This window comes from Planomonospora antibiotica (genome assembly GCF_014647955.1).
In the GTDB taxonomy this organism is placed as follows: domain Bacteria; phylum Actinomycetota; class Actinomycetes; order Streptosporangiales; family Streptosporangiaceae; genus Planomonospora; species Planomonospora parontospora.
In genome coordinates this window covers 103038-121150 of sequence record NZ_BMQE01000002.1, presented here as the reverse complement: position 1 = coordinate 121150, position 18113 = coordinate 103038, and the positions used below count along the sequence as shown (strand labels likewise).

The window sequence follows — 18113 nt, the reverse complement described above, 5'->3', positions numbered from 1 at the left end:
ACCACATCTTTCACGGGGGTTCGTTGTGATGCAGTCCGACCGTCCGATATTCGTGATCGGCTGCCCGCGTTCCGGGACGACGATGCTGCAGCTCATGCTGCACGCGCACCCGCGCATCGCGGTGCCGCCGGAGACCCGCTTCATGCTCGCCGCCTACCAGCGCCGGCTCAACTTCGGCGACCTCGACGATCCGACGCGCCGCCACGAGCTGGCCGAGTGGCTGGTCGAGCGCCGGCAGAACCGCTTCCAGGACCTGGGGCTGGACGCGGCCGAGGTGACCCGGGAGATCGTCGACGGTCCGGGCACGCTCGGCTCGGCGCTGGGCATCGTGCTGCGGGCCTACGCGGCCCGGTTCGGCAAGCCGCGCTGGGGCGACAAGCGGCCGTCGTACTTCAAGAGCGTCGACGTGCTGCTCCGGCTCTTCCCGGACGCGCAGTTCGTGCACCTGATCAGGGACGGCCGCGACTGCGTGGCGTCGCTGAAGGAGATGCCCTGGTACAACAAGGACATCTCCCACGCGATCGCGATCTGGGCCGAGGCGATGGACTTCGCCCGCGACCGGGCGCCGAAGCTGCCCGCCGGCAGCTACCACGAGCTGCGCTACGAGCGGCTGACGCGCGACCCCGAGACCGAGCTGCGCGGGCTCTGCGACTTCCTGGGCGAGGACTTCGACCCGGCGATGTGCGAGCCGAGCCGGGTGGCGGGCGTCGCCGTTCCGGAGCACAAGACCTGGCACGTGAACACCCACGAGCAGGTCACCACCGCGCGGTCGGGCTCGTGGCGGGACCGGTTGAAGCCGTGGGAGGCCTCGCTGTGCGAGAGCGTGCTCGGCGACCGGCTGGAGGAGTTCGGCTACGAGCTCAGCGGGGCGCCGAAGCCGTCGAAGACGCAGCTGCTCGCCTACCGGCAGGCCGCGGCCGTGCGGAGGCTGACCCGGGCCAAGCGCGCCGCTCACGACCGGCTGGTACGGCTCCGTGAGCCGAACCCGGTCACGGCCCGGCTCACCTCCGCCCAGCTGCGGCTGGCCGGGCTGCCCCTCCTCGCCCCAGAGAAGGCCCAGGACAAGCCCGTTCTCGTCGACCGGTGACCCGCGGCGGGCCGGCGGGAAGCAGAGCGGGAGGGCTCGGGACCGGAGGGCGCGGGGCCGGAGGGTAAAGCAGGTCAAGGGCAGGTATGGAGATGTTCCGCTAGTCGCAGAGAACCGGTTCCGGCGGGCGCGGGGTCGCCATGCTGGCAGGACGAGGGCCTGCTCGGCCGGATCGGGGGATCCGCCGCGGGACCGGGCCGTCCGCCGACTTTCACGGGGGTTCGTTGTGATGCAGTCCGACCGTCCGATATTCGTGATCGGCTGCCCGCGTTCCGGGACGACGATGCTGCGGCTCATGCTGCACGCGCACCCGCGCATCGCGGTGCCGCCGGAGACCCGCTTCGCGGTGCCCGCCTACTACTACCGGTTCGCCTTCGGCGACCTGCGGGAGGAGCCCAACCGGCGGCGGCTGGGCCGGTGGATCGTGCGGGACGGCGACACCGGGTTCGAGGAGCTCGGTCTCGACGGGGACCGGTTCGTCGAGGACGTCGTCGTCGGGCCGCCCACGCTGGGATCGGCGATCGGCATCGCCTTCCGCTCCTACGCCGCGCGGCACGGCAGGCCGCGCTGGGCCGACCGGCGGTCGGGCCACCACCACCAGGTGGACGTGATCCGGCGGCTGTTCCCGGACGCGCAGTTCGTGCACCTGGTCAGGGACGGCCGCGACTGCGTGGCGTCGCTGAAGGAGATGCCCTGGTACACCAAGGACGTCTTCCACGCGGTGAACAGCTGGGCCGAGGCGGTCGACTGCGGCCGCCGGGCCCGCAGGCTCCCGGCGGACGGCTACTACGAGCTGCGCTACGAGGACCTGATGGCCGATCCGGAGATCGAGCTCGGCAAGCTCTGCGCCTTCCTCGGCGAGGACTACGACCCGGCCATGGCCGAGCCGTGCCTGGTGGCGAGGGGGGTGATCCCGCAGGCCAGGTCCCCGTACCCGAACGCCCGCGGCGAGGGGGTCGCGCTGCGCCCCGGTTCGTGGACCTCGCGACTGGAGCCGTGGGAGGTCTCCCTCTGCGAGACCGTGCTCGGCGAGCGGCTGACCGCCTTCGGGTACGAACCGACCGGCGCGCCCGCGGCGGACCGGGCCCACGTCGCCGCGGTGGAGGAGCTCGCCGCCCGCCGCCGGCGGGCCCGCCGGCGGCAGGAGGTCCGGGACCGGATCAACCGGTTCCGTGAGCGGGGCCCGGTGGCCGCGCAGCTCACCGTCCGGCAGCTGGGCGAGTTGGCGAGGGTGTGACCATGCAGTCCGACCGGCCGGTTTTCGTGATCGGCTGCCCGCGTTCCGGGACGACGATGCTGCAGCTCATGCTGCACGCGCACCCGCGCATCGCGGTGCCGCCGGAGACCCGCTTCATGATCTCCGCCTACCAGCGGCGGCTCCACTTCGGTGACTTCGCCGCGCCCGTCTGCCGCCGCGAGTTCGCCGAGTGGCTGGTGGGCCGCCGCCAGTCCCGTTTCCACGTGCTGGGGCTGGACGCGGCCGAGGCGACCCGGGAGATCGTCGACGGTCCGGGCACGCTCGGCTCGGCGCTGGGCATCGTGCTGCGCGCCTACGCGGCCCGGTTCGGCAAGCCGCGCTGGGGCGACAAGCGGCCCTCCTACTTCCAGAACGTCGACGTGCTGCTCCGGCTGTTCCCGGACGCGCAGTTCGTGCACCTGATCCGGGACGGCCGCGACTGCGTGGCGTCGCTGAAGGAGATGCCCTGGCACACCGGGACCGTGCACAGCTCGGTCTCCGTCTGGGCCGAGGCGGTCGACTTCTCCCGCAACCGCGCGCCGAGGCTGCCCGCCGGCAGCTACCACGAGCTGCGCTACGAGGATCTGACGCGCGACCCCGAGACCCAGCTGCGCGGGCTCTGCGCCTTCCTCGGTGAGGACTTCGACCCGGTCATGTGCGAGCCGAAGCGGGTGGCGGGCATCGCCGTACCCGGGCACAAGACCTGGCACGCGCGGACCCACGGCGAGGTGACCACCGCGCGGTCGGGCTCGTGGCGGGACCGGCTGGAGCCGTGGGAGGTCTCGCTGTGCGAGAGCGTGCTCGGCGACCGGCTGGAGGGGCTCGGCTACGAGCTCAGCGGGGCGGCCAAGGCGTCGAGGACGCAGCTGCTCGCCTACGAGCGGACCGCGACCATGCGGAGGCTGGCCCGGACCAAGCGGGCCGCCCTCGACCGGCTGGTACGGCTCCGCGAGCCGAACCCGGTCGCGGCCCGGCTCACCTCCGCCCAGCTGCGGCTGGCCGGGCTCCCGGGACCGGAGGACGAGCGCGTCCTCGCCGGCCGGGTCGCGTCCCCGTCCCTGTCGTCTCCGCCGTCCCCGCCGTCACCGGAGGACGGGCTCACCGGGTGACGCGCTCGAAGAGCTCCTCCCAGCGGTCCAGGACCCGCTCCAGCCGGTACGCCTCGGCGCGCGCGCGGGCGGCGGCGCCCAGCCGCCGCCTCTCGCCCGCCGGGTCCGCCGTGCCGGTTCCGTCCGCCGGGTCCGCCGTGCCGGTTCCGTCCGCCGGGTCCGCCGTGCCGGTTCCGTCCGCCGGGTCCGCCGTGCCGGTTCCGTCCGCCGATCCGGCGGTGCCCAGCGGAGCCGCGGTTCCCGCCGGGAACATCAGCCCGGCCAGCGCCGCGGCGAAGGCGTCCACGTCGGCCGGGGGCACCAGGATCCCGGTCTCCCCGTCGCGGACCAGCGACCGCACGCCGCCCGAGACGTCGAACGCCACCGAGGGCACGCCGTAGGACGCGGCCTCCGCGACGACCAGCGGCAGCCCCTCGTGCTCGCTGGAGAGGCCGAGGACGGAACCGCCGAGGTACTCGCGTCCCATCTCCGCCGCGGGCACCGCGCCCCGGAAGACCACCCGGTCCGCCACCCCGCACGCCCGGGCGTGCGCCCGCAGCCGCTCCTCCTCGGCGCCCTCGCCGATCAGGTGGAGCTCCCAGCCGTCCACTCCTCCTCCGGCCGTCCGGCCGTCCGTCCCGCTCTCAGAGGTCCGGCCGTCCACCCCGTCCCCGGGGGCCCGGCCGTGCACCCCGCCGGCCGGACCCCGTCCGGCCGGCCCGCTCCCGCACGCCATGGCGAAGGCCGAGATCAGCCGGTCGAACCGCTTCACGCCCTCCAGCCGGCCGACGCCGAGCACCCGGCGGGCGGTGAGGTCGGCGGTCCCGGCGGGCCAGGCGGGCAGCGGGTTCGGGACGGACCAGGTGTTGGGCAGCAGCGCGTGCTCGGAGAACAGCCGGGCGTCGTCCTCGCTGACGAACACCGCCCTCTCCAGGCGGCCGTAGTGGCCGCGGACCGAGCGCAGGTGCCAGGAGCCGCGGGCGTGCTGGTAGGAGCCGTGGTACTGGCCGATCGGGAGCAGGTGCCGCGGGAGCAGCGGCCTGAGCCGGGCCACCACGCTCGGCGAGGACAGCACCGCGAAGCCGGGCGCCAGCCCGCCGGTCAGCTCGGCCAGCCGGCGCCGCTCGCGCCGGGCCGCCGTACGGGAGAGCGGCCCCGGCGGTGTGCGGTGGACCACGTGCCGCCGGTAGCGGGGCCGCTCCACGTAGCGGAACGGGTGCTCGGCCCGGTGCAGCCCGACCACGTGCACGTCGTGCCCGCGCTCGGCCAGGCCCTGCGCCACGGTGTGCGTGACCCGCTGGATCCCGCCCAGCGTGTCGGCGTCCAGGCAGGCGAACAGGACAGTGCTCATGGTCGTTCACCACTCCTCACCCGCTGCGCGGCCGGCCTCGTTCCCCGGCCGGCCGCCGCGCTCACCGCGTCGGGCCCGCTCCGCGTCCGCTCCGGGCTCATCGCAGCCGTCCCGGTACGGTCACCCGGATCAGCGGCCGGGCGGAGGCGGGCGGGCGGGTCCGCACCGGGGCCGGGGGCAGGCCGAAGAACGCCTCGACCACCCGGGCGCTCGCCTCGCCCTTCTCGTCGGCGCACCACAGCTCGCGGAACGCGGCGTACTTGGCGGTGAACGAGGCCGAGACGGCGTCCAGGTCGCGCAGCGCGCAGATCAGCTCCCCGGTGGTGTTCAGGCACGGTCCGGGGGCGATCGCCGGCAGGTCGTGGTAGACGCCCCGCTCCACGCGGCGGTACTCGTCCCAGTCGTCGATCAGGAACAGCATGGGCCTGCCGGTGACCGCGTAGTCGCACATCACCGAGGAGTAGTCCGTCAGCAGCGCGTCGGAGGCCAGCATCAGGTCGTTGATCTCCGGATACGACCCGGCGGGACGGACGAAGTGGCGCAGGCGCTGCGGGACCCGGTAGCGCTCGACCGGGTGGGGGCGGAGCACCACCACCCACTCGTCGGCCAGCGCCTCGGCCATCGCCTCCAGGTCGGCCCGGATCGACCTGCCGGAGAACTTGGCCTGGTCCCGGTAGGTGGGCGCGTACAGCAGCACCCGGCGGTCCGGCGGGAGCTCCAGGCGGTCCCGGACCCGGTCCACCGCCGCCGGGTCACCGTGGACGAGCACGTCGCAGCGGGGCGAGCCGAACCGGAGCACCGGCCCGCCGTACTCGTTGGACGGCACGAAGATGCGCTCGAACTCCGCGCTCGGCGCGACCAGCGCGTCCCAGCGGGCCACGGCCGCCCGCCACCGCGCGCGCGGGCCCGGGAAGTCGGCCCGCAGGTCGGGCGAGTTGAAGCCGATCGACTTGATGCCCTGGCCGTGCCAGGTCTGCAGGTAGCGGGTCCGGGGCGGCTTGGGGTAGTCCAGCGGCAGGCCGTGGCTGTCCACCCAGTAACCCGCCCTGGCCATCGTCCAGACGTGGCGCCAGCTCATCCGGCGGACCAGCCGGGCGTCCGGCGGGAAGTTCCGCCGGTTGCGCGCGACCGACCAGACCACCCGGATCGGCGCCCCGCGCCGGCGCAGCTCCTCGTAGACGTAGCGGGGGCTGCCGGTGCAGCCCGCGCCGACGTCGGACTCGAACAGCGCCAGGTCCCGGCGCTGCGGCAGGACGCGGATCAGTCCCCGGTAGACGCGGAGCTTCAGCTCCGGGGTGCTCAGCCGCCTGACGAGCCGGGCCCGCGCCCGCGCCAGCCGGGGCACCGCGCGCAGCACGCCCCGCCGCCGCCAGGTCATCCTCAGGACGCCCGCGTGCCCGTCCGGCCGGATCGTCACCGTGTGCCCGGGGACGGCGACCGTGACGGGTCCGGCCGCCGGGTCGAGCAGCAGCACGTCGGAGGTGGTCCGGCCGTCGGGGCGGGCGACGACGACCTTGGGCTCGTAGCGGCCGTCGAAGCCCGGCCGGCCGCCGTGCCGCAGCGCGGCCAGGTCGACCGTGGCCGAGCTGACGTGGCTGCCGTCGGCCCGGCGGCGGGGCGCCAGCCGTACCCTGGCGGACCAGAGCTTCAGCGTCGCGGTCCAGCCCGGGTGGGCGGCCAGCACCCCGAACGGGTCGTAGGTGCGGATGGTCAGGGTGAGCCGGGTCCCGTCCACGGCGAGGGCCGCCTCGTGCCGGAGCCGGCTCGCGGTGAACGGCAGCTCGGCCAGGCGCAGCGCGGTGATGTCCGTCCCCGGGGACGGGACGGCGCCCCAGTAGGTCCGCCCGCCCTCCCGTACGGCGGCGCGCGGCGGGGCCTGCGGGCCGTTGAGCGAGCGGGCGGCGACGGCCAGCTCGTCCGCGCGGCCGTCGAGGATCAGCGAGCAGCAGACCCGCGCCACGGGGTCGATCCGGTCGAACACCGCCGGGTCGATCTCCGCGAGGTACGGCCCGGCGACGGAGACGAACTCCTCGATCCAGGCCGGGTCCCGCGCGGGCAGCGTGTTGAGGTAGACGCGCAGGTCCTGGCGGAGGAAGCGGCGGTGCCGCTCGGGGACCAGCGCGTCGTGGCCGTGGGCGCGCAGCACCTCGTCGCTGAGGCGGGCCGCCCGGACGCGCTGGCGGGCGTTGTCCAGCTCCGCGTAGCGCAGCGAGATCGAGGCGGGCGCGGCGGAGGCGCGGGCCCGGTGCCAGTTGTAGACGGTCCACGGCACCACCGCGAACCTGCGGGCGGCGCAGTACAGCTCGGCGGTGAAGACGTGGTCCTCGAAGTGCAGGTCCTCCCGGAACGGGATCCGCCGGAGCAGCTCGGCCCGGTAGAGCTTGTTGGTGGCGAAGGAGTCGAGGAACATCTCGGGCTCGGCGGCGATGCCCTCGACGGTCCTGCGCCGGGCGAACAGCTCCGGGTAGTAGCGGCGGCTCTTCCGGCTCCCCTCGTAGAACCGGGTGATCTGCCCGGTGACGAAGTCGGCGCCGGTCCGCTCGATCTCCTCCAGCAGGCTCTTGCAGGCGTGCCAGGGGAGCCGGTCGTCGCTGTCGAGGAACATGACGTACGGCGCGCGGGCGGCGGCCACCCCGTCGTTGCGCGGCGCCCCGCACCCTCCGCTGTTGCGCTCCCTGCGCACGTAGCGGACCCGGGGGTCCTCCTCCATCAGGGCCCGCACCACCTGCTCGGTGCCGTCGTCGCTCGCGTCGTCCACCACGACCGCCTCGACGGCGCGCAACGACTGGCGGAGCACGGACCGCACGGCCCGGGGCAGCCGGGCGGCGTCGTTGTAGGCGATGACGACCACACTGCAGTCCGGCTCATTGATCACGGTTTGAGGTATTCCCATAATTAAATGCGGACTTGTCCGTTTTGTTGACTGATGCCACGGTCTTTACCAGTGCTCGTCCTGGGAGCGGGGGAACCTCGGCGGGGGAAGGAGGTGATCCCCGTCCTGGGTGCTTCGGACTGGAGTCGCGTCGTTGCCAGGAGAGCCAATTTCGTATTACGTTTGGTCGGTGGAAGTTCACGGATCGGCACGAAGCATGGGGTGGCGGATGAGGACATCGTCCATGCCGCTTCGCGTTTCCTCGTTGCCTACCCTCTGTCGGAAGACGACGAGCAAGGACCCCTCCGTGAGTTGCGTCTCGGACCGGACCTGGCGGGCAACCTGCTGGAAATAGTCGTGCTGCTGCTGGACGACGGCCGGGAGTTGATCATCCACGCGATGCGAATGAGGCCGAAATACCGGGAAATGTTGCCGTGAGGAGGTAATTGATGAGCGAGAGGGAAAGGGACGCCTCCACCTCGGGTGGGGTGCCCGTCACGGATGACCTGATTGATCGCCTAGTAACTGAGGCCGAGGAAGGCTACGACGTCACGGCACTCCGTCGCCGAGGAGGACGACGCCCCATGGGCTCGGCCGCCGCCGAGGTGGTTCCGGTCCGCCTGGATCCGGAACTCAGGGCGGCGTTGCTCAGACGGGCCAGGAATGATCATACAAGCGCCAGCGAGGTGATTCGCCGGGCCCTTCAGGCGTGGCTGGATGTCGCCTGACGACACGCCGCCCGTCAGCTTCGGCGAGGCAGCCGGATGATCATTGATGGCCTCGCAGGATTCGACGGATCAGCCAGATGAGGAGGACGAGGCCCGCCAGGGCGGCGGCCGCGGGGGCGGCGCGGCGCAGGAGGGGGACACCGGCGACCTCCAGGAGGTCGAGGGCCTCCTCGTCGGGCGTGCGGGAGGTGCGGGCGGTCCCGGCCGGGTGGACGTCCTGCTGCCGGGCCTCCTTCACCGCGGGGACGGCCGGGGTTTCGCCTGGAGCGGCCGTCTCCCCGGGGGCGGGCTCGCTCAGCAGATCGGAGAGGCCGGCGGCGAACCGGTCGATGAGCTTCGCGCCGACCTCGGCCATCACGCCCCGGCCGAACTGGGCGGGGCGGCCGGTCACGTTGAAGGACGTCTCGACCGAGACCCGGGTCCCGCCGTCCTCCGGGAGGAGCCGGGCGGTGACCGTGGCGGCGGCCGTGCCGGAACCCCGGGCCTCCTTGCCGGAGGCCCTGAGGACGGCGGTGTGCGCGTCCTTGTCGACGTCCTCGAAGGCGGCCGAACCCCGGTAGGTGACGGTGATCGGGCCGACCCTCACCTTCAGCCGGCCGGTGAAGGAGTCGCCCTCCACGGTGTCGAGCACGGCCCCCGGCAGGCAGGGGGCCACCCTCTCGACGTCGAGCAGCACCGCCCACGCCTGCTCGACCGGCACCGGAACCGTGAACTCGTGCTCGAACCGCATCGCCATCGATCCGCTCCTGTCGTGAGTCGGCCGGGCGGGACCGCGCCCGCGGCACCTGCAATATCTGTGACAGTACGACTACGGGCGGGGACTCCGCCAGAGCGGACGTCCCGCCGGCCGCGGAGCAGGAGCGCGCGGCCGGCGGGGCACGGCTCAGGAGAGCGCGGCCCGCACGGCCCGGTGGGTCAGCACCCGGGCCAGGTGGCGGCGGTAGTCGGGCTTGGCGTGCAGGTCCGCCGGGGGCGCCGTGCCCTCGTCCGCCCAGGCGCAGGCGTCCCTGACCGGGTCGCGGCCGTCGCCCGCACCGGCGCCCGCGGCCGGCGGGGCCACGCCGCGCAGCGCCGTCTCCACGGTCCGCGCCCGCACCGGGGCCGGGCCCATGTTGGTCAGCCCGATCCGGGCCTGCGCGATGGTCCCCGCCTCGAGCCGTACGGCGGCGGCCACGCCGACCACCGCCCAAGCCTGCGCGGTCCGGTGGAACTTCTCGTAGTGGAAGCCCCAGCCGTCACCGAGCTTGGGCACCTTGACGCCGGTCAGCACCTCGCCCGGTTCCAGCGCCGTCTCCAGGTAGCCGGTGAAGAACCCGGCCGCCGGGATCTCCCGCCCGCCCGCGCCGGAGGCGGTGACGAGCCCGCAGTCCAGGGCGAGCGCGACGGCGGGCAGGTCCCCGGCCGGGTCGGCGTGGGCCAGGGAGCCGCCGAAGGTGCCGCGGTGCCGTACGGCGGGGTCGGCGACCGTGGCGGTGGCCAGCGCCACCAGGGGGGCGTGCTCGCGGACCACGGGGGAGCGCAGCACCTCGTCGTGGGTGGTGAGCGCGCCGATGAAGACATGGTCGCCCCGGTCCCGCACGCCGCGCAGCCCGTCCAGGCGTCCGAGGTCCACCAGCACGGACGGGTAGGCGAGCCGCAGGCGCAGCAGCGGCAGCAGGGACTGGCCCCCGGCCAGCGCCTTGACGTCGCCGTCGGCCGATTCGGCCTCGCCGAGGATCCGGCAGGCCTCGTCCAGGGACGAGGGCCGGACGTAGTCGAACGGGGCGGGGATCACCGCGCACCTCCGTCGTTCGTGCGGGAGCGGGCCAGGACGCGCCAGACCCGCTCGGGGGTGCAGGGCATCGGGACGTCGTGCACGCCGTACGGCCGGAGCGCGTCGACGACCGCGTTGACCACGGCGGGGGTGGAGGCGATCGTCCCCGCCTCGCCGACCCCCTTCACCCCGAGCGGGTTGCTGGTCGCCGGGGTCTCGGTCCGGTCGGTGACGAAGTCCGGCAGGTCCGCCGCGGACGGGATCAGGTAGTCGGCCATCGTGGTGGTGAGCAGGTTGCCCTCCGGGTCGTAGACGGCCTCCTCGAAGAGGGCCTGGCCGATGCCCTGCGCGATGCCGCCGTGCACCTGCCCCTCGACGATCAGCGGGTTCACCACGCGGCCCACGTCGTCCACGGCCACGTAGGAGCGGATCGCGACGGTCCCCGTCTCGGTGTCGACCTCCACCGCGCACAGGTGGGTGCCGTGCGGGAAGGAGAAGTTCTCCGGGTCGAAGGTGGCGTCGGCGTCCAGCCGGGGCTCGAAGCCGTCCGGGAGGTCGTGCGCGGCGAAGGCGGCCAGCGCGAGCTCCTGGACGGTCCGGCCCGCCCCTCCGAGGCCGGTGCCGCGCACCCGGAAGGTGCCGTCCGCGAACTCGATGTCGTCGTCGGCCGCCTCCAGCAGGTGCGCGGCGAGCCGTTTCGCCTTCTCCTTGACCTTCTCGCAGGCCGCCAGCACGGCGACGCCGCCGACGACCAGCGAGCGCGAGCCGTAGGTGTCCATGCCCCGGGGCGAGACCGCGGTGTCGCCGTGCAGGACGGAGACGTCCTCGAACGGCACGCCCAGCGCGTCGGCCGCGATCTGGCTCCACGACGTCTCGTGCCCCTGCCCGTGCGGGGAGGTGCCGGTGACGACCTCGACCTTGCCGGTGGGCAGCAGCCGGACCGTGGCGTGCTCCCAGCCGCCGGCCCCGTAGCTCAGCGAGCCGAGCACCCGGGACGGCGCCAGGCCGCACATCTCGGTGTACGTCGAGACGCCGATGCCGAGCTGGACCGGGTCGCGCCGCTCGCGCCGGTCGGCCTGCTCGGCGCGGAGCTTGTCGTAGCCGAACAGGGCCAGTGCCCGCTCGGTGGCGGCCTCGTAGTCGCCGGAGTCGTAGGTGAGCCCGGCGACGGTGGTGTACGGGAACTCCTCACGGGAGATCCAGTTGCGGCGCCGTACCTCGACCGGGTCCAGGCCCAGCTCGGCGGCGAGCTCGTCGACGGCGCGCTCGATCGCGAACGTCGCCTCGGGGCGGCCCGCGCCCCGGTAGGCGTCGGTCGGCATCTTGGTGGTGAAGACGCCCGTGCAGGTGAAGTCGTAGGCGTCCATCTTGTAGATGCCGTTGTACATGAACGCGCCGAGCAGCGGCACGCCCGGTGTGACCAGCATCAGGTAGGCGCCCATGTCGGCCAGCAGGTCCACCCGCACGCCCCGGATGCGCCCGTCCCGCTCGGCGGCCACCGAGATCCGCTGGATCTGGTCGCGGCCGTGGTGCACGGTCAGGTTGCCCTCGGAGCGGGACTCGGTCCACTTGACGGGCCTGCCGAGCCTGCGGGCGAGCAGCAGGCCCAGCACCTCCTCGGCGGTGACCTGGAGTTTGGAGCCGAAGCCGCCGCCCACGTCCGGGGCGACCACGCGCAGCAGGTGCTCGGGGATCCCGGTGGTCAGCGCGAGCATGACACGCAGGATGTGCGGGATCTGGGTCGCCGAGTAGAGCGTGAAGCCCTCGCCCTCGGGGGCGGCCACCACCGCGCGGGGTTCCATCGCGGTGGGGATGAGCCGCTGCTGGACGTAGGTCCGGTCGATCACCACGGGGGCGTCGCGGAACGCCGCGTCGGCGTCGCCGCCGGAGAACTTCCAGGTGAAGGCCTGGTTTCCGGCCTCGTGCACGGCCGGGGCGCCGTCGGCGAGCGCCTCGGTCATGTCGAGCACCGCCTCCAGCGGCTCGTAGTCGGCCTCGATCGCCTCCAGGGCGTCGGCGGCCCTGTAGCGGTCGGTGGCGACCACGCAGGCCACGGCCTCGCCCACGTAGCGGACCCGGTCGACCGCCATGGGCGGGTGGTCGGGGATGACGACGTCCTCGCTGACCGGCCAGGCGCACGGCAGGCTGCTCTGCTCGCCGTCGAAGTCGCGGCCGGAGAAGGCGGCGACCACGCCGGGCACGGCGAGCGCGGCGGAGACGTCCACCCGGGTGAGGCGCGCGTGCGCCATCGGGCTGCGCAGGAACGCCACGTGCAGCATGCCGGGGAGCTGGATGTTGTCGGTCCAGCGGGTGCGCCCGGTGATCAGCCGGGCGTCCTCCCGGCGCCTGCGGGCGCGGCCGACCTCGCGGCCTTCGGCGGGGTCCCCGGGCCCGCCGACCTGGTCGCTCTCGGCGATCCGGCGGGCTACGAGGCCCGCGTCGAGCTGCTCGGTCACGGCGCCGCCACCCCTTCGCCGACCGGCTCGCCGGCTGCCTCACCGGCTGCCTCACCGGGCGGTTCGCCGGACATCGCGCGGGCGCCGCGCCGTACCGCGCGGACGATGGTGCAGTAGCCCGTGCACCGGCACAGGTTGCCCTCCAGGCCTTGGCGGACGGCCTCCTCGGACGGGTCCGGGTCGTCCTGGAGCAGGTCGATCGCGGCCATGATCATCCCTGGGGTGCAGTATCCGCACTGCAGGGCGTGCTCCTCGTGGAAGGCCCGCTGCATCGGGTGCAGCTCGCCGCCGGAGGCGAGGCCCTCGACGGTGACCACGTCGCTCCCGTCGGCCTGTACGGCGAGCACGGAGCAGCTCTTGGCGCTCCTGCCGTCGAGCATCACGGTGCAGGAGCCGCAGTTGCCCGTGTCGCAGCCGATGGGGGTGCCGGTCCGGCCGAGCCGGTCCCGCAGGAAATGGACGAGGAGGAGGCGCGGCTCGACCTCCTCCTCGTAGGCGACTCCGTCGACGGTGACGGTGATTCTGGACATACGTCCTCCAGGTCCACCCGCGGGGGGCAGGAGAAGTGGGAGCCGGATCCACCACGAACGTACGCCTCTGCCGTCCCGGGTCAACCGTCTGTTCCCGGGATCACGGGCGGGTTGTGGCGGGAGTACTCCCCGAACGTCCAGCGGAACGGGACCGCCCCGCCGACCTGGACGGCTTCGTCCACGTCGAACGTGACGAGCCGCTCCGCGCCGGGGACGCCGCCCGGGTCCTCCTCGACGCGCGCCCGGCCGGTCAGGTGCAGTGCGTCCCCGCTCTCCCAGTCGAGGAAGAGCAGCCCGCAGCGTTCGTCCAGCTCCAGGTTGCCGAGCGTCATGTACATCAGGTTCCCCGCGTACTCCGGCCAGACCAGCCTCCGGTCGCCGAGGACCCGGACGAACCCCGGGCCGCCGCCGCGGTGGGACACGTCGGCGCCCAGCCCCGCCACCCGGGTGGCCGCGAAGAACGTGTCGGCCCGCCCGATCCACGCCTGCTGGCGGGGGGTGAGCGTCTCCGCGGCGGACGCGCCGCCGGCCTCACCGGGCGGGCCCGCGGCCGCTCCGGTGATCTCCCGCGTCTGGATGTACTTGGGACAGTTGGCGTACACCTGGTCGGTGCGGACCGTCAGCCGGTCGCCGTCCCGGCGGGCCCGGCCGTTGACCCGCATCCGCCGCCGGGTCGCCGGCTCGATGGCGAGCATCCCGATCTCGTGCCCGCCGCCGGCGCCGGCGCCGTCGCGGAACAGGGCGGCCAGCGGGTCGTGCCGGCCGGGCAGCGCGCCGACCACGACGGTCCGCTCACCGGCGGGCCGGGCGAACCCGGCAGGCCCGGTCAGCGCGCTCGCCCAGACCCGGCCGGAGGCGTCGGCGGCGCCGATGACGATCATGCGCTGCGCACGCAGGAAGTCGCCCGCCACGGCGGGGATCTCCGGCCGGGCGCGGGCCGACCCCCAGTCCGCGCGGCGCACCCCGGACCGGCGCTGCACCGCGGCCTCACCCTCGTGCCTCATCGTCTCCTCCTCCGTCCGCGACCGGCATGCCGTGCTAGAAGAAACCGCAGGTGGGGGCCCCGGGCGTGGGAGCGGGCAGGTCGCCGGCGCCGTCGGGGGCGTAGATCTCCAGCCGGATCCCGTCGGGGTCCTCGAAGAACACGCCACCGGAGGACGCGCCCTCGCCGTGCGGGACGACGCCGTCGTGGTGGAGGACGGCTCCGAGCTCGCGGACGACGGCCTCGGCCCGCCGTACCGCCTCGATGTCGGGCACCTCGAAGGACAGGTGGTGCAGGCCCGGCAGGCCGGTGGCGAAGCGGCCCCCGCTCTGCTGCCAGAGGGTGAGCACCAGCGTGCCGTCGCGGCCGAGGAAGGCGTAGCGGCGGCCGTCTTCGCGCGACTCGCCGACGACCTCGAAGCCGAAGACCTTCCGGTAGAAGTCCCGGGAGGTGTCGAGGTCGGAGACGTTGAGGCCGATGTGGCCGGTGCGGAGGGTCATCGTGCTTCTCCCATCATGTCTTCTAATGGATGAATCCGTTAGATGTTCGAGGACAAACTAACGGATGCAGACGTTAGAAAGCAACGGGTGCGTCACCTCCCGGTGAGGGCCGCGACGACCTCCTCCGCGACGCGGGCGGCGCTCGCCGGGTTCTGGCCGGTCACCAGCCGGCCGTCGCGGACCGCGTGCTCGGTGAAGTCCGGAGCCGCCGAGTGCAGGGCGCCGCGCTCGTAGACCGCCTGGGCCACCAGGGTGACGTCCTCGTCGCCGGGGAGGTCCCACATGGTCCCGTGGCCGCCCGCGCCGCCGCGCGGGTCCCGGAGGCGCTCCGGCCGGCCGGGGGTCCCGGAGGCGCTCCGGCCGGCCGGGGGTCCCGGTGGTCGCCTACGCGGAGGACCTCCCGGTCATCCGGAGGTATTGGCGGACCGTGTTCGGGACCCGGCCGGCGAGGTCCGCGCGGCGGTCAGCCGGTCCTGTGCTGCCGGTAGTGGCGGGCGGCGCGGGCGCGGTTGCCGCAGCCGACCGAGCACCACTCCTGGCGGCCGTGGTCCTTGAGGAAGTACAGCACGCAGCGCGGGGCCGGGCAGGTCCGGAGCCGCTCGCGCTCCGGCCCGGCCAGCAGGGAGATCACCGCCGAGGCGAGGACGGCGCGGATGCGGGAGGACTCGTCCGCCCCGCCCGCCGGGACGTTCACCGCGAACGGGGAGCCGTCCTCGGGCCACTCCATCCGGGGCGCCAGCGGCACGGCCAGCGCCGCGGCGTTGACCAGGCCGAGCGAGGCGGCGAAGTCCGGCAGGCGGTCGGCGTCGGCGCCGCTCGGCGGGCCGGGCGCCACGGCCCTGGCGAACAGGGCGCGTGCGGCCTGCCGGAGCCCGACCACCTCGCGCCGGAGCTCCTCGGTGGCGGTGAAGTCCGGGCCGAGCCCCAGCTCCGCGGCGTGCGCGCGGCCCCACCCGGTCATCCCCGGCAGGTCCGAGAGCGCGTCCACCAGGCCGCTCCTGGTCGCGCGGACGGTGCTGACGAACTCCAGAGCCAACATGCCCCGACTTTAACGCCCGGAGCCGTTAGGGCCGCCGTTCCGGCACGGTCACCGTCGTTCCGGCACGGCCACGGCCGGACGGTACGGACTCAGGTGCGGTCACCGCCGGACCGCGCCGTCACCGCCGGGCGGCCCGGACTTCCGTGCGGTCACCGCCGGACGGTACGGACCCCGGCGCGGTCACCGCCGGACCGCACGGGCGATCACGGCGACGAACCCCGCGCAGGCCAGGCCGCCCAGGACGACCGGGAGCATGACGCCCGGGTGCAGGCTCGGCACGCTGAGGTAGAGGATGCCGACGGTCAGGAAGAGCAGGCCGCTGAGCAGGGCCATCCAGTCGGTCCGGTGCCACCGGCCGGGGCGGTCCGCCCCGGATCCCGTCGCGGGCCTGAGCCCGGATCGCGTCTCAGGCCGCACGGCGCACCTCCACGTCTCCGACGCCCGCCCTGACGTTCAGCACGATGGTCGCCACCTCGCCCTCCGGGGGCACCTCGGGTTCCAGCACCCTCTCGTGGCGGATGTCGGCGCCGCCCTGCACCACATGGTCGATCTTGACGTCGCCGAGCTTGGAGTATCCGTCCACCTCGGCCCTGACCGTCGGGGGGAGGATCACGGTGATCTCGCCGACCGACACCGTGGCCTCGACGACGGTCCGCGAACCCGGCGGGAAGGTCAGGTCGCCGAGATCCAGCCGGCCCTCCCCGACGCCCACCTCGTAGGTGCGGGAGAGCTGCGAGACAGATGCCGGGACCCAGTCGTAGGTGCCGAACTTCTTCGGGACGTCGCTCACCGCCGATCCCACCACCAGGGAGAGCGCGACGACGGTGCCCGCCGCGACCAGGGCGGCGCCCCGTCCGAACCAGGCGGCGACGATGAGCCCGGCGCCGATGGTGACGAGTGCGGCGGCGCCGACGGAGGTCATGTTGACCGAGCCGGTAGCGGACTGGACCGCCATGATGATGCCTCCAACGATCACGGCCAGGAACATCGTGATGACCCCGACGAAAGCCCTCGGCGGCTTCGGCCGGGGCGCCGGTCGCGGCGGCGGGCCGTACCCGGCGAGGTCGAAGGGGGCGGCGCCGTACGGCGACGGCCGCCTGCGGGGGTCCAGCGGCCGGTAGGGCCCGTGCGGGGCGAAGGGCGCGCCGGAGGAGTCGAACGAGGGAACGGCCGTGCGGCGCGGGCCCGTCGGCAGGCCCGGCGCCGGGACGCCGTGCGTCGGGACGTCCGTGCGCGGAGTGTCCGTGCGCGGGACGTCCCGCGGCGTGTCGTGCGTGGGGAAGGCCGGTGCCGGGGCCTCGTGCGGCCGGGGGCCCGGTGCGTCGTGCGGCGGTGCGTCGTGCGGTGGGAGGGGGAAGCGGGCCGTGACGGCGGTTCCCGCCGGGTGTGCTCCGGCAGGAGCGGTCCCGGGCGTGCCGGTCTCCTCCGCGGAGGCCTGACCGGTCTCCGCGGAGGTCTCCGCCGCGGAGGCCCGGCCGGTCTCCGCGCGGGCCTGCGCCGCGGCCATCCGGGCCTTCGCCGCCGCGATCGCCTCCTCGACGGCGCTGTTCCGCTCCGCCGGCCGCGACGGGGCGTCCGGCGCCTGCGCGTACGACTCCCGGTGGGGCGGCCGGTTCCCCGGGTACGGCTCGGCTGCGTACGGCTGCGCGCCCGCGGGCGGCCGGACCCCCGCGTGCGGATCACCGGCTCCCGGCGGGGAGGACGGGAGCCCGGCGGACGGGAAGACGGACGGCTCCCCGGTGTGGGGCGCGACCCGGCGGCTGCCGCGGAGCCGCTCGGGCACGGACCGGGTCAGGGCCAGCAGGTCGACCCCGCGCGAGTGGGCCGCGAGGAGCGCGACCGCGAACAGGGTGCCCGCCACCACGCTGGGAGTGCCGATGCCGCCGGAGCTCACGTTGATGATCAGACCGAAGGCGAAGACCGCGGCCAGCAGGGCCAGGACGGTCTCGCCGTCGAAGTCGCGCCGGGTCCACTGCTCCAGGTGGCCCGGACCGCCGTTCGGCTCCCGCATCAGCAGGAAGGCCGCGATGTAGAGCATGATCCCGGCGCCCGAGGCGAACACCAGCATGGCGAAGCCGACCCGGAACAGCACCGGGTCCACTCCGGAGTGGTGTCCCAGGCCCGAGCAGACGCCGGTCAGCATGCGGCCCTCGTCGTCGCGCCGGAGCCGCCGCCGCCCGTCCGCACCCTCGCTCTCGCCCACGCCGGTGGCGGTGACGGTGGCGGACGGCGAGTCGGGCGGGGTGCTCGCCGGGCCCTGGGGGCTGCCGGTGTCGTTCATGTTCTCATCGTGGCCCCTGCGCGGGCCCGGCCGCATCCGGGACACCCCTGAGTCGTCCCCGAGGGGCGCGCCCTTTCTCAGGGGCGGGTCAGGGGGACGCCCGATGCGCCGGGCACCGCGGGCATGTGACGATGCTGGCGATGTGGTTCTTCCGCTCCCTCCGGGGGGCGGCCTCTCGCCTCCCCGGCCGAGGCCGGTGACGGCCGGAC

At 74.3% G+C, this 18113-nt stretch carries 17 protein-coding genes; 5 read left to right on the top strand and 12 right to left on the bottom strand.

Going from position 1 to position 18113, the window contains the following annotated elements; all coding sequences use genetic code 11:
- Positions 1-28 precede the first annotated feature (28 nt).
- The 3 genes from IEZ06_RS02385 to IEZ06_RS02375 all read left to right on the top strand — a co-directional run bounded on the left by IEZ06_RS02385 (position 29) and on the right by IEZ06_RS02375 (position 3433).
- Entirely contained in the window at positions 29-1087 is a 1059-nt protein-coding gene (locus tag IEZ06_RS02385) for a sulfotransferase family protein (protein WP_189234998.1), read from the top strand.
- Positions 1088-1316: 229 nt separating this feature from the next.
- Positions 1317-2324, top strand: coding sequence for a sulfotransferase family protein (locus IEZ06_RS02380; RefSeq protein WP_189234997.1), 1008 nt, complete (start codon positions 1317-1319; stop codon positions 2322-2324).
- Positions 2325-2326: 2 nt separating this feature from the next.
- Entirely contained in the window at positions 2327-3433 is a 1107-nt protein-coding gene (locus tag IEZ06_RS02375; protein ID WP_189234996.1) for a sulfotransferase family protein, read from the top strand.
- On the opposite strand, the gene IEZ06_RS02370 is transcribed toward IEZ06_RS02375, so the two are convergent.
- Positions 3423-4763 (bottom strand): glycosyltransferase, encoded by a 1341-nt coding sequence (locus IEZ06_RS02370; RefSeq protein ID WP_229797727.1) that lies wholly within the window; start codon positions 4761-4763, stop codon positions 3423-3425. The genes IEZ06_RS02375 and IEZ06_RS02370 overlap by 11 nt on opposite strands.
- 97 nt (positions 4764-4860) lie before the next feature.
- Positions 4861-7638 carry a bifunctional glycosyltransferase/CDP-glycerol:glycerophosphate glycerophosphotransferase gene (locus tag IEZ06_RS02365; RefSeq protein WP_203871786.1) on the bottom strand — a complete coding sequence of 926 codons (2778 nt, stop codon included), beginning with the start codon at positions 7636-7638 and terminating at the stop codon, positions 4861-4863.
- Positions 7639-7749: 111 nt separating this feature from the next.
- On the opposite strand from IEZ06_RS02365, the gene IEZ06_RS02360 reads away from it, so the two are divergent.
- Positions 7750-8073 carry a hypothetical protein gene (locus tag IEZ06_RS02360; RefSeq protein ID WP_203871787.1) on the top strand — a complete coding sequence of 108 codons (324 nt, stop codon included), beginning with the start codon at positions 7750-7752 and terminating at the stop codon, positions 8071-8073.
- 11 nt (positions 8074-8084) lie between these two features.
- Positions 8085-8363 (top strand): ribbon-helix-helix protein, CopG family, encoded by a 279-nt coding sequence (locus IEZ06_RS02355; protein WP_189234994.1) that lies wholly within the window; start codon positions 8085-8087, stop codon positions 8361-8363.
- Positions 8364-8403: 40 nt separating this feature from the next.
- On the opposite strand, the gene IEZ06_RS02350 is transcribed toward IEZ06_RS02355, so the two are convergent.
- From IEZ06_RS02350 to IEZ06_RS02305, 10 genes are all read right to left on the bottom strand, one after another.
- Positions 8404-9099 (bottom strand): SRPBCC family protein, encoded by a 696-nt coding sequence (locus IEZ06_RS02350; protein ID WP_189234993.1) that lies wholly within the window; start codon positions 9097-9099, stop codon positions 8404-8406.
- A 147-nt stretch (positions 9100-9246) separates the two neighbouring features.
- Positions 9247-10137, bottom strand: a complete 891-nt coding sequence (locus tag IEZ06_RS02345) for an FAD binding domain-containing protein (protein ID WP_189234992.1) — start codon at positions 10135-10137, stop codon at positions 9247-9249.
- Positions 10134-12533: a xanthine dehydrogenase family protein molybdopterin-binding subunit gene (locus IEZ06_RS02340; RefSeq protein ID WP_373293782.1), complete on the bottom strand. Its 2400-nt coding sequence runs from the start codon at positions 12531-12533 to the stop codon at positions 10134-10136. The genes IEZ06_RS02345 and IEZ06_RS02340 overlap by 4 nt, the downstream gene beginning before the upstream one ends.
- 35 nt (positions 12534-12568) lie before the next feature.
- A complete protein-coding gene (locus tag IEZ06_RS02335) occupies positions 12569-13102 on the bottom strand; it encodes a (2Fe-2S)-binding protein (protein ID WP_189234990.1) in 534 nt (177 codons plus the stop codon).
- A gap of 80 nt (positions 13103-13182) precedes the next feature.
- A complete protein-coding gene (locus IEZ06_RS02330; RefSeq protein ID WP_189234989.1) occupies positions 13183-14106 on the bottom strand; it encodes a pyridoxamine 5'-phosphate oxidase family protein in 924 nt (307 codons plus the stop codon).
- Between the two features lie 34 nt (positions 14107-14140).
- Entirely contained in the window at positions 14141-14584 is a 444-nt protein-coding gene (locus IEZ06_RS02325) for a VOC family protein (protein ID WP_189234988.1), read from the bottom strand.
- 92 nt (positions 14585-14676) lie between these two features.
- Positions 14677-14868 carry a type 1 glutamine amidotransferase family protein gene (locus IEZ06_RS02320; protein WP_189234987.1) on the bottom strand — a complete coding sequence of 64 codons (192 nt, stop codon included), beginning with the start codon at positions 14866-14868 and terminating at the stop codon, positions 14677-14679.
- A 179-nt stretch (positions 14869-15047) separates the two neighbouring features.
- Positions 15048-15623: a CGNR zinc finger domain-containing protein gene (locus IEZ06_RS02315; RefSeq protein ID WP_189234986.1), complete on the bottom strand. Its 576-nt coding sequence runs from the start codon at positions 15621-15623 to the stop codon at positions 15048-15050.
- A 180-nt stretch (positions 15624-15803) separates the two neighbouring features.
- Positions 15804-15956 (bottom strand): hypothetical protein, encoded by a 153-nt coding sequence (locus tag IEZ06_RS02310; protein WP_189234985.1) that lies wholly within the window; start codon positions 15954-15956, stop codon positions 15804-15806.
- A gap of 73 nt (positions 15957-16029) precedes the next feature.
- A complete protein-coding gene (locus IEZ06_RS02305) occupies positions 16030-17904 on the bottom strand; it encodes a PspC domain-containing protein (RefSeq protein ID WP_189234984.1) in 1875 nt (624 codons plus the stop codon).
- Positions 17905-18113 lie beyond the last annotated feature (209 nt).